Origin of the sequence: Alteromonas genovensis, assembly GCF_010500895.1 — a bacterium.
GTDB lineage: Bacteria > Pseudomonadota > Gammaproteobacteria > Enterobacterales > Alteromonadaceae > Alteromonas > Alteromonas genovensis.
Window position 1 is genome coordinate 150,383 of sequence record NZ_JAAAWO010000001.1, and the last position, 15,530, is coordinate 165,912.

At 44.4% G+C, this 15,530-nt stretch carries 15 protein-coding genes; 8 read left to right on the plus strand and 7 right to left on the minus strand.

From position 1 onward, the window contains the following. Positions 1 to 30: 30 nt before the first annotated feature. A complete protein-coding gene (prpB, locus tag GTQ48_RS00580) occupies positions 31 to 906 on the minus strand; it encodes a methylisocitrate lyase (RefSeq protein WP_163104436.1) in 876 nt (291 codons plus the stop codon). Between the two features lie 65 nt (positions 907 to 971). Next, entirely contained in the window at positions 972 to 1,634 is a 663-nt protein-coding gene (locus tag GTQ48_RS00585; protein WP_163104438.1) for an FCD domain-containing protein, read from the minus strand. A gap of 897 nt (positions 1,635 to 2,531) precedes the next feature. Between GTQ48_RS00585 and GTQ48_RS00590 the strand changes: the two genes are divergently transcribed. Together GTQ48_RS00590 and GTQ48_RS00595 are read left to right on the plus strand one after the other, a co-directional pair. Beyond that, complete coding sequence (locus tag GTQ48_RS00590) at positions 2,532 to 4,796, plus strand: TonB-dependent receptor (RefSeq protein ID WP_163104440.1); 2,265 nt, start codon at positions 2,532 to 2,534, stop codon at positions 4,794 to 4,796. Between the two features lie 272 nt (positions 4,797 to 5,068). Beyond that, positions 5,069 to 5,392, plus strand: coding sequence for a hypothetical protein (locus GTQ48_RS00595; RefSeq protein WP_163104442.1), 324 nt, complete (start codon positions 5,069 to 5,071; stop codon positions 5,390 to 5,392). A 27-nt stretch (positions 5,393 to 5,419) separates the two neighbouring features. Here GTQ48_RS00595 and GTQ48_RS00600 read toward each other — a convergent pair whose 3' ends face one another. Genes GTQ48_RS00600 through GTQ48_RS00615 form a run of 4 tightly spaced genes read right to left on the minus strand, consistent with a single transcriptional unit; the run spans position 5,420 to position 8,231 of the window. Beyond that, positions 5,420 to 6,025 (minus strand): response regulator transcription factor, encoded by a 606-nt coding sequence (locus GTQ48_RS00600; RefSeq protein ID WP_163104444.1) that lies wholly within the window; start codon positions 6,023 to 6,025, stop codon positions 5,420 to 5,422. Positions 6,026 to 6,034: 9 nt separating this feature from the next. Further along, a complete protein-coding gene (locus tag GTQ48_RS17850) occupies positions 6,035 to 7,213 on the minus strand; it encodes a histidine kinase (protein ID WP_163104446.1) in 1,179 nt (392 codons plus the stop codon). A 13-nt stretch (positions 7,214 to 7,226) separates the two neighbouring features. Then, the gene (locus GTQ48_RS00610) at positions 7,227 to 7,556 is read right to left on the minus strand and encodes a DMT family transporter (protein ID WP_163104448.1); all 330 of its coding nucleotides are present in this window, start codon (positions 7,554 to 7,556) and stop codon (positions 7,227 to 7,229) included. A gap of 24 nt (positions 7,557 to 7,580) precedes the next feature. Further along, the gene (locus tag GTQ48_RS00615) at positions 7,581 to 8,231 is read right to left on the minus strand and encodes a DUF7010 family protein (protein WP_239059939.1); all 651 of its coding nucleotides are present in this window, start codon (positions 8,229 to 8,231) and stop codon (positions 7,581 to 7,583) included. Positions 8,232 to 8,533: 302 nt separating this feature from the next. On the opposite strand from GTQ48_RS00615, the gene GTQ48_RS00620 reads away from it, so the two are divergent. The 6 genes from GTQ48_RS00620 (at position 8,534) to GTQ48_RS00645 (ending at position 14,458) form a co-directional block, all read left to right on the plus strand. After that, entirely contained in the window at positions 8,534 to 11,329 is a 2,796-nt protein-coding gene (locus tag GTQ48_RS00620) for a monovalent cation/H+ antiporter subunit A (RefSeq protein ID WP_163104450.1), read from the plus strand. Further along, positions 11,329 to 11,697, plus strand: a complete 369-nt coding sequence (locus tag GTQ48_RS00625) for a Na+/H+ antiporter subunit C (protein WP_032097389.1) — start codon at positions 11,329 to 11,331, stop codon at positions 11,695 to 11,697. The genes GTQ48_RS00620 and GTQ48_RS00625 overlap by 1 nt, the downstream gene beginning before the upstream one ends. Beyond that, positions 11,694 to 13,220, plus strand: a complete 1,527-nt coding sequence (locus tag GTQ48_RS00630; RefSeq protein ID WP_163104452.1) for a monovalent cation/H+ antiporter subunit D — start codon at positions 11,694 to 11,696, stop codon at positions 13,218 to 13,220. The genes GTQ48_RS00625 and GTQ48_RS00630 overlap by 4 nt, the downstream gene beginning before the upstream one ends. Continuing rightward, a complete protein-coding gene (locus GTQ48_RS00635; RefSeq protein WP_163104454.1) occupies positions 13,217 to 13,717 on the plus strand; it encodes a Na+/H+ antiporter subunit E in 501 nt (166 codons plus the stop codon). Before GTQ48_RS00630 ends, GTQ48_RS00635 begins: the two co-directional genes overlap by 4 nt. After that, positions 13,711 to 13,980, plus strand: coding sequence for a K+/H+ antiporter subunit F (locus tag GTQ48_RS00640; RefSeq protein ID WP_100972823.1), 270 nt, complete (start codon positions 13,711 to 13,713; stop codon positions 13,978 to 13,980). Before GTQ48_RS00635 ends, GTQ48_RS00640 begins: the two co-directional genes overlap by 7 nt. A 91-nt stretch (positions 13,981 to 14,071) precedes the next feature. Next, the gene (locus GTQ48_RS00645; protein ID WP_163104456.1) at positions 14,072 to 14,458 is read left to right on the plus strand and encodes a Na+/H+ antiporter subunit G; all 387 of its coding nucleotides are present in this window, start codon (positions 14,072 to 14,074) and stop codon (positions 14,456 to 14,458) included. Positions 14,459 to 14,881: 423 nt separating this feature from the next. On the opposite strand, the gene GTQ48_RS00650 is transcribed toward GTQ48_RS00645, so the two are convergent. After that, complete coding sequence (locus tag GTQ48_RS00650; RefSeq protein ID WP_163104458.1) at positions 14,882 to 15,487, minus strand: PEP-CTERM sorting domain-containing protein; 606 nt, start codon at positions 15,485 to 15,487, stop codon at positions 14,882 to 14,884. Positions 15,488 to 15,530: the final 43 nt, after the last annotated feature.

Consider the following 15,530-nt stretch of genomic DNA (forward strand, 5'->3'; position numbering starts at 1 on the left):
GCGTCCCAGTTACTGTTTAATGTGTTTAATTTAGTTTTTACCTTTAGCGAAAAGCTCATCTAGCTTTTGCTCGTAATCGTGGTAACCAAGGTAATCGTATAGTTCCATGCGGGTTTGCATGCTGTCGACAACAGCTTTTTGATCGCCATTCTCAAGAATAGACGTGTAAACCATTTCTGCAGCTTTATTCATGGCTCTAAAGGCGCTTAATGGGTAAAGCACCATACTGGCTCCCCATTCACCAAGCTGTTCTTTGTTCCATAGTTCGGTTTGGCCAAATTCGGTAATATTGGCAAGAATAGGCACATCTAGTGCGTCGGCAAAGGCGCGATAGTGTTCTTCTGTTTTTACCGCTTCAGCGAAAATGCCGTCTGCACCCGCTGCCACATACGCTTTGGCTCGTTCGATAGCACTTTCTAGGCCTTCCTGAGCAAAAGAGTCGGTGCGAGCCATAATGAAAAAGTCAGGATCGGTGCGGGCATCTACCGCCGCTTTAATGCGATCAACCATTTCTTCAGTGCTGACAATTTCTTTGTTTGGACGGTGACCACAGCGCTTTTGCGCAACCTGATCTTCCATATGCACTGCGGCTGCGCCCGCTTTTTCCATATCGCGAATGGTTTTGGCTATATTGAAAGCTCCGCCCCAACCAGTGTCGATATCGACTAATAAAGGAAGATCGCATGCTGACGTAATACGCTGCACATCCACAATAACATCGTTAAGCGATGTCATGCCTAAATCTGGCAAACCGTATGATGCATTGGCAACGCCTCCGCCAGAAAGATAGATAGCTTGGTGACCAATGGATTTTGCCATCATGGCTGAATAGGCATTAATAGTGCCTACAATTTGTAGTGGTTTGTTCTTAGAAAGGGCGTCTCTAAATTTTTTTCCTGCACTCATTTTAGTTACTCGCTTAATTAGAAGTAGGGTAGAGGTGAATGAAAAATGCCGAAGCGTCGCTGCATTTATGCATGATTGAGCTTCTTTTCTATATTATTTTTTGAATAAAGAATGTGTCTGCGCATGAGTATTTCTGCTAACTCTTCATCTCGGTTAGCAATGGCGTTTACAATGTGTCTGTGTTCATCAAATGCTGTAGTGACGCGAGGTCCTGCCATGCCAAGCTGAACGCGATACATTCGTACTAAGTGATACAAGCCATCTATTAATACGCTGATGAGATGGCTGTTTTTGCTACCAGTGACAATACGATAGTGAAAATCCACGTCACCGGCCTCTTGATAGTAGCTCTCGCCGCCTTTCACTTTGTTGAAGTGACTGTCTAGTAAACCTTGCATCGCGGCTATTTCACCATCGCTCATATAACGTGCCGCGAGCCTAGCTGCCATACCTTCTAAGGCTTCTCTCACTTGATACAGCTGCACTAAGCCTTCTGGAGAAAGTGCGACTACACGAGCGCCCACGTTGGCCTTACGTTCAACAAGATGGCAGGTTGCGAGACGATTGATTGCTTCGCGCACTACGGCGCGAGACACTTCATATTTTGTCGACAATTCGGTTTCGCTTAACTTACAGCCGGACGGGATAACGCCCTCGACGATATCGTTTCGAAGCTGAAAAAATGTTTTGTCTGCGCTAGTTATGGCTTGCTCGTTATTTGGCGTCACAATAAGCTGCTTTTTTTCTCATAATGTCGACAATATAGGCTTTTTGAAACTCAATATCAAATTTTAAGGCCTCCATTGTCGACAAATTAATATTATTGTCATATTGCGATGGTCGGTAGTAGATGTATTGAAATGCGCTTCAGTGTGGAATAACAAAGCGCGTGGCTTGGGTTTGTAATTTACACTCGTAAACTCATCTTGTGACTCAAGCTCATTATCCGAGTTCGTGATTTAAGCTAATTATCTAAGTTCATGATTTAAAATCACTACCCAAGCTCGAGGTATTAGCCGGTTTTAAAGAACGGATGCTGATCTTTCTTGTGATGAAGCTGGTTTACTAGGGTCTTAAAATAGGGGCTTAAAAGAACTTCTGTTTAAAGTGCATTTGGTTTTTAGTCTTAATTCTTACGACTAAAGGCTAAAAATTATGTAAGGAAGACCAAGGGTTATTAAGGATCAGATAAGTTGATAATGGCAGGGAGCAGAGTTGTCTATATGGTCAGCTAGAGGTGTGGATTTCACAATCAAAAAGACTTATTTAGTGCATGTTTATCCTATTGAATTATAAGGCCATTGTGCAATTTATTTTTATTCTTAAAAGGTCGTACCAGCTAACCAATTAGTCTGTTTTTGGTTTTTTAGTTTGATGAAAAAATGATAATTAACTTTCCAAACAAGCAAACTGTCGGTATCATATCCATCCAGTTTTCAAGCCTAAGTTAGACACTCAAACGGCGAAGACTGGTGCACGCATTCATGCATGCTGTCAGTAAAATACATTTCAACATGTACTTCTTTGCCTTCAAGGTCCTTAGGTTGTAAGAGTTCCGCAGAAGAACTTGAAACACAAACGATAAGCCGTAAATACCAAACACTCACGCAAAGGGGTTTCACCAAATGACCACTCACACTGACGTGTCTAAGACACTAGCCAGTAAGCTTTCGCCTGTCGCTTTAGCAGTAGCGATGACCGTTCCAGCACTTACCAATGTGGCTGTTGCACAAGAAGCAGAAGCAACAGAAGAGCAACAATTCGAAGCAATTACCGTCACCGCGACGAAGCGTCCGCAGGTTATTTACGAAGTGCCAATTGCACTGAGTGCTTTTGACGGTGACAAGCTCGCTGCACAGGGTATTACTGACCTAACTGACGTGGGTAAATTTGTACCAAACCTAAACGTTACTGGTTTTTCAGCAGGCCATACCTCATCAGTTAACCCGTTTATTCGCGGCATTGGTTTACAAGATCACTTGATTACAACCGATCCAGGCGTAAGCGTATACGTTGACGGTGTTTATTTAGGTCGTCAGGTTGGTCAAAACTGGAGCTTAAACAACATTCAGCGTATTGAAGTACTGCGTGGTCCACAGGGTACACTGTACGGTCGTAACTCTATTGGTGGTGCTATCAACATCATTACTAAAGAGCCAGACCAAGGCGATGTGACCAAAATCAACACAGAATTTGGTACACGCGGTCGTGTAAAGGCAGATTTGTTCCTTAACCATGCGCTTTCTGACACTGTAGCATTCAATGCAAACTTATCGTTTAACAAGCGTGATGGCTTAGGTGAGTTTATCAATGTTCCGAATGCAGAATACGACGTGGGTGAAACCGAAGACGTTTCTGGACGTGTATCAGTTAAGTGGGAACCCTCTAATGATTTTCGTATGGTGCTAACGGCTGACGCAAACAACGGCGACGGCGGCCTTCGTCCATACACTGTACTCATCGATGAAGTTGGTTCTGCACGTTATTTTGGTGGCGGAAACGGCCTAGGTGTTGAGCTACGAAACACCGATGTTACCCCAGCGGGTGCGGATCGCTACGACAACGCTACTGGCACTGAAGCGGTAACCGGCGTATCAAACGAAGCTCGCGGTATTGCACTGACTACCGAATGGGATATTAACGAAGACTACACGGCTAAAGTAGTGGCGAGTCAGCGTACTTCAAAATATAAAGCGGGCCTAGACGACGACGGTACTGTTTTCTCACTAGACCAATTCCCAGAGCGCGGCGAAGCAGATCAAACCTCTATTGAACTTCAGTTAAATGGTTACATTAACGAGTATACCGACTTTGTTGCTGGCCTTTACTACTTCAACGAAGAAGGTAGTAACCGCCAAGGTGAAGATTCGAGTTTCGACGGCGGTGGAAACCTACTTGAACTAGACCAAGAAACTACGTCTAAAGCAGCTTACATCAACCTTCGTCACGATATTAACGACGAGCTATCTGTATCAGGTGGTTTGCGTTACACGAAAGATGAAAAAGACGCTTCTGCTAACGTATTCTCTGCACTAGGTACTATTTTTGATTCGAACGACTGGAACGAATTGACGTGGGAATTAGCGACTAACTATACGTTTGATAACGGTATGACGGGTTACGCTACCATTCAGTCGGGCTATCAGTCTGGTCAATATCCAGCGCGTCCATACTGCCTAATTGGTCAGTTCTTTGGTGCCGGTGGCTTTGACGACATCGACGGTGCACAAGCCGCAGTGCGTGCCAATAACTGTTTTACTGCCTCTGACAACATCACTGCGACAAACTACGAAGTGGGAATTAAAGGCCGTATTAACGAATATATGGATATGAGTGTTGCAGTATTCAATACTGAATTTGATGACCTACCTTACCAAGTAAGCCGTGTAAGTGAAGGTGGTTTCGACACTGCTAACTTAGTAGTTGAACAGACTTCTCGCGGTATCGAACTAGATACAACGCTTAATTACGGTAACTTCAGCATGATGACCAGCATTGGTTACATGGATGTTGATGTAGAAGAGCAGGCAGGATTTAGTCCAGTGGCTCCACTTACACCTGATTTAACCCTTGCGATTGGTCCACAGTATACCTTCGAACTAGATGGCGGTGATTCAATTCGCGTACGTGCCGATTATTCATATCGTTCAGAGATGTATGGCGAGCCAACATCTGCACCAGAGCGTATGACAGAGCTTGATAGTCGTGAGCTTGTAAATTTTGATATTGCTTACACGCCAGCAGACGAAGCGTACACAGTGGCATTATACGGTCGTAACATTTTTGATGAGCGTTATGACAATGCTCGCTTAAATACTGGCGACTATATTCTGCAAATACTCAGCAACGATGCGAGTGAGTTTGGTGTGAGATTCTCAACCGAGTTCTAAAAAGCGCGCTTAAATAAGCATGCGATAGCGCACAAACATAAAAGCCGGTCCTTTGTAATGAAGAGACCGGCTTTTTTATACCTATAAGCTGGAGAGAGACTGCAAAAAGTAGCTATAACTCAGTTTGTATACGTAATATGTAACTAAATACATCGGTAATCTTGTTTTACTGACGATATTAGAATAGTTTTATTACATCGACCTTGTGTAACTAACGCTACATTAACAAACATCGGTTAGTGACAATCAAATGGACAAGAGGATTAGCAGGGGTGGGGATACTATCTAAGTTACAACGTTCTTGGACAGAACGAAAATTCAAAAAGCATGACTGGCGTATCATTCAGCAGATCCCCTTTGACGCCTTTGAACAGCTTATCGTTTCACATGTTGATGACGGTTGGGAAATTGAAGAAGATTACCTTCCGCTTAAAGAATCCACCAAAAAGTGGGAGTGTGAGCTAAAAAAAGGCACCAGCATTTTGGTGTGTACATGGTCTAGCGACAAACTAGGGCAGGTAGTAGGGCCTGAGAGAGTGGTGACTGGGCTTGCATCAAAATTGAATTTGCCGGCACACACGTCTCCCCAATATTAACTAAAACCAGCGGGAATAGGGTGTAATTTAAAGCCATCCTTTTTGCTGCGCTATTCGAGCAGCATCAATGCGGTTGGTTGCGTTTAGCTTTGAGATAGCCTCTGAAAGATAATTTCTTACCGTACCTTCAGATAAAAACAACGCGCTAGCAATATCATGAGTTTTCATCCCCTCTGATGCGAGTTTTAGCGCTGACATTTCCTTTTCGGACAGTGGGTTGTTATCATCTAACGCCATTAGCGCAAGTTCAGTAGATATAACGACTTTCCCAGCAATTACGTCCTTAATAGATGCAATTAAGTAATCGCTATCGGCTTCTTTTAAGACAAAACCTTTTACGCCAACACTCATGGCTCGCTTTATATAACCAGGCTTGGCAAACGTCGTCATTAACACCACGTGACTAGCAATATGATGACTTGCCACATGTACTGCTAAATCTAGTCCACTCATTTGAGGCATTTCAATGTCGCTTAAAATGATATCTGGCGCGGGGTTATTTTCTAAAAAGTGAATAGCCTCTTGTCCATGGCTGCATTTTCCTTTCACATCGAGCTCGTCTTCTAAAGACAACAGCATGGCAATAGCGTCGCGCACGAGTGATTGATCTTCAACAACGAGAATGGTGGTCATCTGCTTCCTTTATCGTTTAGTAAACAAGGGCGTCTTGTGCGTGTTAGGTGCAAGCGTAAACGTGAAACCAGGGTGAGAGGAAAATGTCATAGTGGCTTGGGCGTTTATCGACGCGGCCCTCTCTCTCATTCCTTTTAAGCCATTGCCTTCTTTTATTTTATTGACGTTATCCAGATGACCAAAGTCGTGGTATTCCAGTGTATATGAAGGGTGGGGCGTATCAACTTGCAATAGTTTCAAACTCAAGGTTACGTAGGTAGCATTTGAGTAGCGAAGTGTATTGGTAAAGAGTTCTTTAACAATAAGCGCCAACTGGGTTTCTTCCATCGCGCTAATATGTTGATTGATATCATCATCAATATACAAGTTAACACTGACGTCTTTTTCCATGAGTAAGGCTTTGTTTTTGGTAATTTCATCAGTTAATGAAAGTTGTTTTATGTCAGATACTGCATGGCGTATTTCACTTAGGAGTGACTGCGATAACTCTGCTAGAGCCCTCACTTCTTGTTGTGCTAATTCAACGTTGCTTTTGCTCAACAGCTTATCGGCAAGTTGTGCTTTTAAAGAAATAGAGCTTAGCGTGTGGCCCGCAACGTCGTGTAAATCTCGCCCAATGCGCTCACGTTCTGCAATGGCTGACAGTGTGCGTAACGACGCGGCGTGCTGAGATTCTTTTATCTGATGAAGGGTTTCTTTGCGCTCCATAATGCCAAAGCCAAGAAGTACGACACTGTTTATACCTGCCGCAAGCAAAAAGTAGTCGTTTGTTTTGATGAAATATAATTGAAGTGCGGCAAGTGAAACAAGCACAAAAAACATAATGAGCAGTGAGCGTCTCATCACATAGTAGTAGCCGCAAATAAAAGCGACAAAGCCAAAGAGCACTGCACCACCTGGATTACTGTAGGTTGTGATATAGCCGAGTGCCGATATAAAGGCTATGTAAAACGGAAGCTGATGCTGTGGTTTATTAATCGCGACAAGGTAAGTTATTACAAACAGCGTATAGGCTAAAACGTTAAACGATATTACAGCGTTGCCCAGAGGCAGTGAAAGTATAAGCGGCACAAAAAAGAACAAGGAAAAAAATAGGCTGCTGTACGACCATCGCTTCTTGCGCCCACTAGCAAGTAACGGCATGGTGGGCGATTGTTCTAACTGGGTATCAGTATTGTGTTTAAACACAAGTATTTCTTCCTTATTGAAATACGACGGCAGACTTACTCGTAATAAGCACTGTACCAGACACAATCAGTATAATACCTATCACGGCAAACATGTCGAAGGTTTGTTTATAGAAAACGACTGATGCCGCTGTAATAAGCGCGATACCCAAACCAGACCAAATGGCATAAGCAACCCCAATACCCATGTGCTTTAATACAACCGCAAATAAACCTCCAGAGATAGCATAAAATGCAATAGCGGCGTACCCAAATGCCCATCTCTCCCATCCATCAGATGCCTTTAGGAGCATGGTTGCAGTAACTTCGGTAACAATGGCGAGGGCTAACAATAGATAAATCATAAATAACTTCCTTTTCGTGTAGTGTTAAAGAGACTGGTAACGACGTTCTAATGCATAAAGAGACACAATGTAGACAGCAACAATCACCGCTGATATTGCCTCTACCCGTGCATCGGGAAATAAGTACCACACTGCTACAATACCTGCAGTGCGGGTGCTAGTATGAAAGTAGCCCACCCAATGCTCGATAGACCAAGACAGGGGCATCCACATCAATCCAGCTAATATGCCTAAGGTTAACGGTACGGTCGTGTGGTCAATGGCAGCTACGGGCATAGCTATCCCGAATACCATAAGGCTCATTATCATGCCCACGAAAAAGAGTGTATCGAAACTGGTTTTAGGCTTATCTTTTGAGAAAAAGCGTTCGCCAGTAAGATAAGACAAACCTGCGCCGAGATAAAAAATAGCGCCTGTACCAATGTATAGCATCCAAGTGATAGTAACCTCAGAAACAAAAGGCGCCGCAATACCTAGCAAAGCCCATACGATGGTGCCGGCCAAAGGCATGGCAATAAATCGATTTTGCTTAAATAGCGTGCGCTGCTCATCAAGTGATAAATCACGAGCTGATAGAGGTTGATTTTGGGCTTTATCGAGTGAGCCGCCTTCTATTTGGCTGTTCGAGTGGTTGTGTGCACTTTGGTGCAACGGACGCTCAATAACATCGTTCATGTTCATTTCCTTTAATGGTGTGTTGAGAGTGCTGAGAAGGTTGAAGTATGAAGATGCGACTGCACTTAAGTAAGTCACAAATATCACCAATGTAGTATGACAATTGTCATCAATACGGCGGACAACGAACACGCGCTAGCAAGGCTCTTTTTAAACCAAATAGGCCTAGTTTCAGTATTCTACTGTCTTAGTAATACACTTTTTAGTATCGTGTTGCTTTGCCTGAGCGTGTTGGATGCACCAAAGAAAAATACCAAGGCCTTTGTGAAGGTAATGAAAACTAGAAAGGAAAGTTTCATCTAATGAGCCTATTTTGGATCCCGATTTTATTACTCATCGGCACCCTTGTACCCAAAGCTACCGAAAAGCTCGGTAGAAATGTATGCACAGCGATGACTATGCTCGCCCCTGCGGCATCATTGGCTATCATCGCGAGTTTTGCCCCCGCTATATTTGCTGGCGACGTTATTACCGACTATATCGAATGGATCCCAGCCATAGGTCTGACACTGTCGATGAGACTCAACGGCCTAGCGCTGCTTTTTGCTTTTCTTATCCTAGGTATTGGCCTTCTTGTTATCTTTTATGCGCGCTACTACCTCTCTGCAAAAGAGCCGGTAGGGCGGTTTTATGGTTTTTTAATTTTATTTATGACCGCCATGCTCTCCATTGTGCTGGCAAATAATTTGCTGCAGTTTTGGATGGCATGGGAAATAACCAGTATAAGCTCGTTTTTATTAATAGGATTTTGGTCTCATAAGTCGGCGTCTCGAAAAGGGGCGCGTATGGCCCTTACCGTTACTGGTGCTGGTGGATTGGCTCTGCTTGCAGGGTTTCTGTTAATAGGCGATATTGTAGGAACTTACGATATCGGTGTAATCGTAGATAGCGCCAACACCATCAGAGATCATAACCTCTACCCAGTGGTCTTGGTATTAGTACTTATTGGTGCATTTACCAAATCGGCCCAATTTCCTTTTCATTTTTGGCTACCCCATGCCATGGCAGCACCTACGCCAGTAAGTGCCTACTTGCACTCTGCTACTATGGTAAAAGCAGGGATATTTCTTTTAGCGCTACTTTACCCCGTATTAGCAGGCACCGAACTATGGTTTTTATTAGTCAGTTTGGCGGGGCTAATGACGTTTTTACTCGGCGCCTATGTGGCTATGTTCAAACACGATTTAAAAGGCGTGCTCGCGTATTCCACTATTAGCCATCTAGGACTTATTACGCTATTGCTAGGTTTGAATACCGAGTTAGCTGCGGTGGCAGCGCTTTTTCATATTATGAATCACGCTGTGTTTAAAGCCTCGCTATTTATGGCTGCGGGTATCATCGACCATGAAACCGGTACACGAGATATGCGTGAGCTCAGCGGGCTGTGGCGTTTTATGCCCTATACCGCCACGCTAACAATGGTGTCTGCTTTATCAATGGCAGGTATTCCTTTGTTCAATGGTTTTCTGTCAAAAGAAATGTTTTTTGCAGAAACACTAGAACAAGCGGTGTTTGGCTCGCTATCGTGGATGGTGCCACTTCTTGCCACCGTAGGCGGGGTATTATCGGTTGCTTACTCATTACGCTTCATCAAGGACGTATTCTTTAAAGGTGAGCCAGAGGCACTGCCTAAAACACCGAAAGAGCCTCCTGTATTCATGATGCTGCCTATAGCGCTGTTGGCTGTGCTGTGTATTTTAGTCGGCGTCTTCCCTGGCTTTATGGCAGGCGATTTACTCGCTATTTCAGCTTCTACGCTATTCCCTGCATCATCTTTACCCTACTACAGCTTATCGATATGGCACGGGCTCAATATTCCCTTGTTAATGAGTGTCATCGCTATTGTGGGTGGGGCAGTGCTTTATATCAACCGCCATCCTCTTTACCGTTTTCAGTTTCAGTTTAACGACCCCGATGCAAAGCAAATCTTCGAACAGGCCATGCAAAAGCTCGTAAAGTACGCTCAACGAATGCATAACAGCTTAGACAATGAATCACTGCAGCGGTATATAGGGTTACTGTTCCTGTTAGTGATAGTGATGACCGCACCACCTTTAATTATGCTTAAAAGTGCTGCGGGAAGCTCACCGCTTCAATCTGTCAACGGTATTGAAATTACATTGGCGGTAATACTGTGTATTGGCGCCATTGCCACCGCTATTTTGCATAAACAGCGCATGACCGCACTCATTGCCATTTCGGTAGTGGGGCTTGTGGTCTCTATTACTTTTGCGCGTTTTTCAGCGCCGGATCTTGCGTTAACCCAGTTAGCGGTAGAAATTGTCACGGTAATTTTGCTGATGTTAGCACTGTTCTTTTTACCCCAAAAAACCTCTGCCGATTCAGCGCCAAAAAGGGTGGTTCGCGACTTAAGCATTGCCGCCGTTATCGGCGGAATAGTGGCTACCATTAACTATGCAATTATCACCCGTCCCTTCGAGACTATTTCTGATTTCTTCGTAGAAAACAGTAAAACAGGCGGCGGTGGGACTAACGTTGTCAATGTGATTTTGGTGGACTTTCGTGGCTTCGATACCATGGGCGAAATCACTGTGTTAGGCATTGCCGCGCTGGGTATCTTCAAATTATTGACGAGAATTCCACTTGCCATGCCCTCGGCCGATGATAAGGGCATTCCATGGACGAAGGATATTCACCCGCCTATTTTAGTGATGATTTCTCAGTCGTTGCTTCCTCTTGCGCTACTAGTGTCGGCCTACATTTTTGTGCGAGGTCATAATATGCCCGGCGGTGGGTTTATTGCAGGCTTAGTTACCTCCGTAGCGTTAATTCAGCAATACATTGCCCACGGCGTTAAGTGGGTAACACCACGTATACCTGTTAATTATCAAAGTGTGATTGCATGGGGCGTTTTGCTGGCGGTACTCACCGGTGTGGGCAGCTGGGCTTTCGGAAAGCCATTTTTAACATCGTGGTTTGATTACTTCGATATTCCTTTCATCGGAAAGACAGAGTTGGCTAGCGCACTGGTATTCGATTTAGGTGTTTATCTCACGGTAGTTGGGGCAACGTTATTAATACTGGCAAACCTTGGTAAGCTTACCACCGAGCATCGCCCTACGATGGAGGAAAACTAATGGAATTACTGTATTCACTTTGTGTAGGCGTGATGACATTTAGCGGCGTATTCCTATGTTTGCGAGGCCGCACATTTCCAGTGGTAATGGGGTTAATGATGCTTGGTTATGCAGTTAACTTATTTCTGTTTTCAACTGGACGACTAAGTTTAGACGGCGCCGCTATTTTAGGTAAATCAGAAACTTACGCGGACCCACTTCCTCAGGCCTTAGTATTAACGGCAATTGTAATTGGCTTCGCCATGACAGCCTTTGCGGTTATTTTGTCTATGCGGGCAAGGGCCGACCTTGGTAACGATTTTGTAGACGGTAAAGAGCCACCTGGCAGACCAAAGCAGTCGGTGTCTCGCTGGAGTAGTAAGCAATGATGGACCATATACCCATACTACCCATTCTCGTTCCTCTGATAGGCGGGTTACTTCTTTTACTGCCGCCTTTTGCTGGCATTGAGCGCTATGTGAATCGAAGGGTTGCAGCATTATTTTTATGCTTACTGCAAATAGCCGTTGCAATAGCGCTAATGGCAAGAGTCATTGATGCTGGGCCTATCATGTATGCGGTGGGTAACTGGCAGGCGCCTTTTGGCATCATATTGTATGCAGATTCTCTAGCCGCACTTTTGGTTTTTCTCACTGGCTTCCTGGGGCTAGCATCAACGCTTTATTCATTCGCTGGCACCGACCGCGAGGGGCGTTATTTTCACCCCATAATGCAGTTTCAGTTGATGGGTATAACGGGAGCGTTTTTAACTCACGACCTGTTTAACCTATTCGTATTTTTTGAAGTGTTATTGATTGCCTCTTATGTATTGCTTGTTCACGGTGGAGGAAAACAAAGAACCCAAGCCAACGTGCATTACGTGATATTAAATTTAGTGGGCTCGGCCATATTCTTGATTGCCTTGGGGACTTTGTATGGCACCACCGGAACACTCAATATTACAGATATGTCGCTTAAAATAAGCACTTTATCAGGGGGAGAGCAAGTACTGGCCAAAGTCGGCGGCATGATGCTATTGGTGGTGTTTGGACTTAAAGCCGCCATGCTGCCATTACATTTTTGGTTGCCCAATACCTACAGCGCTGCCAGCGCGCCCGTGGCTGCCCTATTCGCCATAATGACAAAGGTGGGCATTTACAGCATATTTCGGGTGTTCACTGTCATCTTTGGTGATGGAGCGGGGGCGCTTAGCGTCATGGTTGTACCTTGGGTATGGCCGCTGGCTATTTTAACGGTAATCGTTGGAACAATTGGCGTGTTAGCTAGCCCTAACTTACGCAATATTGCTGCTAATACCGTGCTTATATCAGTAGGCACCTTGCTGATGGCTTTTTCCATAAGAAGCCCAGATGCAAGTGGGGCTGCGTTTTACTATGCACTTCACAGCACATTAATTTCAGCGGTACTCTTTATGCTTGCCGATATGATAGGGCAGCAGAGAGGGAAAGCTTTCGACCGCTTTGTCATCGCCAAAAAGGTGACTCAGCCAACACTGCTAGGCGCACTCTTTTTCGTAGCTGCCATGGTGGTGGTTGGCCTGCCGCCTTTTTCAGGCTTTATCGGCAAGGTGGTGGTTTTACAATCTGCCGCAACGGGATTAGATAAGGCTCTAGTGTGGTCTACGGTCCTTATCTCTACGCTACTCACTATTATCGCGCTAGCACGAGCCGGTACAACCCTATTTTGGCGGCATGCTGGCGAGAGCGCTAACTCAGAAGATGAGTCTGCTTCTATGTGGCAGGTAGTGGGTGTTGTATTACTGTTGGTGGCGTCTCCAATAATGGCAATTTTTGCTGGGCCCATTACCGAATACACTGCAATGGCTGCTGCGCAACTTCATGACATACGACTTCCCATGAGTGTGCTGCAGTTACAGGGAGGTTCGCAATGAGTTTGTTGTCACGCCTGCTGCCTACGCCTGGTCGCAGCGCTATATTACTTGCTATTTGGCTTATGCTGAATGCGACCGTAAGCCTGGGCCACATTATTTTGGGGGCTGTGTTTGCTATAGCAATCCCCTTATTGTGTGCACCTTTACAAATTTCACAGCCGAGAATTAAAAAGCCTTTTAAAGCACTTAAATATTTCTTTATGGTCCTTGGCGATGTGGTAGTGGCAAATGTGCAGGTGGCGATTTTAGTGCTTGGGCCCATGAGCAGAATAAAACCTGGCTTTGTTGCCGTACCGCTAGATATTAAAGAAATTCGCCCTATTACCATACTGGCAAGTACAGTAACTATGACGCCAGGAACGGTTACCGCCGAGCTCTCAAAAGATAAGCGCTATTTGTATGTGCATGTGCTGCAAATGCCGGATGACGAGCAGGAAGTGATACGGCTCATCAAAGACCGATACGAGTCGGCCATTAAGGAGATGTTTCAATGTTAGCATTTACTCTGCTTTGTGTAGGGATCATGATTTCTATAGGGTTAGTCCTTAATCTATGGCGCTTATTAGTCGGGCCAGATGTGGTAGACCGCATATTGGCACTCGATACTATGTTTATTAATAGCATTGCGTTAATCATGGTGTACGGCATACACAAAGGCACGTCGCTGTATTTTGAGGCGGCACTACTTATTGCCATGCTAGGTTTTGTGAGTAGCGTTGCATTCGGAAAATATATTCTTCGCGGCGATATTATTGAATAAAAAATGAGTAAAAACTGAATAAAAGACTGATAGCTAAGCGTAAGTAATCGAATGAGTAATAAAATGAATAGACTGCGGATAAGGATAGGTAATGAATTTTTGGCTTGAGTTAACCGTGTCAGCTCTACTTATGATTGGCGGTATATTTGTGCTCGTGGGCTCAATAGGCTTGTTTCGCTTGAAAGACGCCTACACACGCCTTCATGCCCCTACTAAAGCGACTACAGTGGGCTTAGGTGGCATTTTACTGAGCTCGGTTATTTATATGTCGCACCTTCAAGGCTACATCAATGTTCACGCATTACTGATCACACTGTTTTTGGTGATTACTGCGCCAGTAACCGCGCACATACTGGCCAAAGTTGCCATGCATCATAAAGTAAAAACTATGGAGTCGACACAAAACGAAGGATTAGTTGATAAGGCGAGAGAGCAAAAAACTGCGGACGATGAGGCTAGCTCGAGTAGCAATAAATAGGGAAGTGCATATTGGCGAGTATTTATAATTTATGGTTAGACAACCTTGTCTTGTTTTGAGCTTGATATTTGATTGATTAGTTTAGCTATATTGGAATAATTAGGCGATTGAAGCTGCTGCTTTAACATGCCTTGCTCACTCTTGACATATGGTTAAGGCTAAAAGTACTGTTAGTTTTATGTGACTGGCACAGTAGAAGGTTCCCTCAATATTGATGTCACACAATTTGAGCGTCTCGGGTAAACCAATACTTTCTTTGAGTCTAGTTAATAGACATACTCAATTCGCGCTATTCAAAAATGTTGCATGAAGAATAGAAAGCGACAGAGACCCGATTTTATAACATGTGCATGATTGTGCGGGTCGCACAAAAACGGAGCGTTAATTTGCTCCGTTTCTAACGTTCTTTTTAGCTTAGAAGAATTACGATTTTTTGCGTCTTCTCATAAATGCTGCACCGAATAGAGACATAGCAACAAGCGCCAATGTACCTGGTTCGTTAACCGACGAAGGTGGTGTAACCGAGCTGCCAGCGACCAACAATGAACCAGTCCAATTTGACTCAAATGTCATGATGTTTTCCCAATTCGCTGTGAACATCCCAGAGATTGTGTAATCGTACAAACCAGCCGTTGAAAGTCCTGTCACCAACGCTGATTGCCAATGAGTAACCGCTGCCAGAGTACTGCCGTAATTAGATACGAGCCAAGTTGAGTCTGAACCATCGAAATCACCTGATGCTGATGCCCAGAATAGGTTATCACCCACAACAAGTGACGGATCAGGAAACGCACCCGCTGCAGTCATCGCCATGCCAGTGAATGCTGTAGTGCTCCCATTAATCGTAATAGACCCTTCTGCTGGATGCGAAGTTCCGTGTGTGTATGTTCCCATCCAAAAGATGACTGAACCCGCTGCTCCACCATTTGATGTGCCGAACATTACGGTGTGTGCTTGAACTGTAAAACTACAAGTTACCATTATCGCAAGTGACGCTATAAATTTATTCACTAAACTTTTTATAAGCATGATGCTTCCCTATGTGTCTATTTAATTGCTATTTTGACTGCCG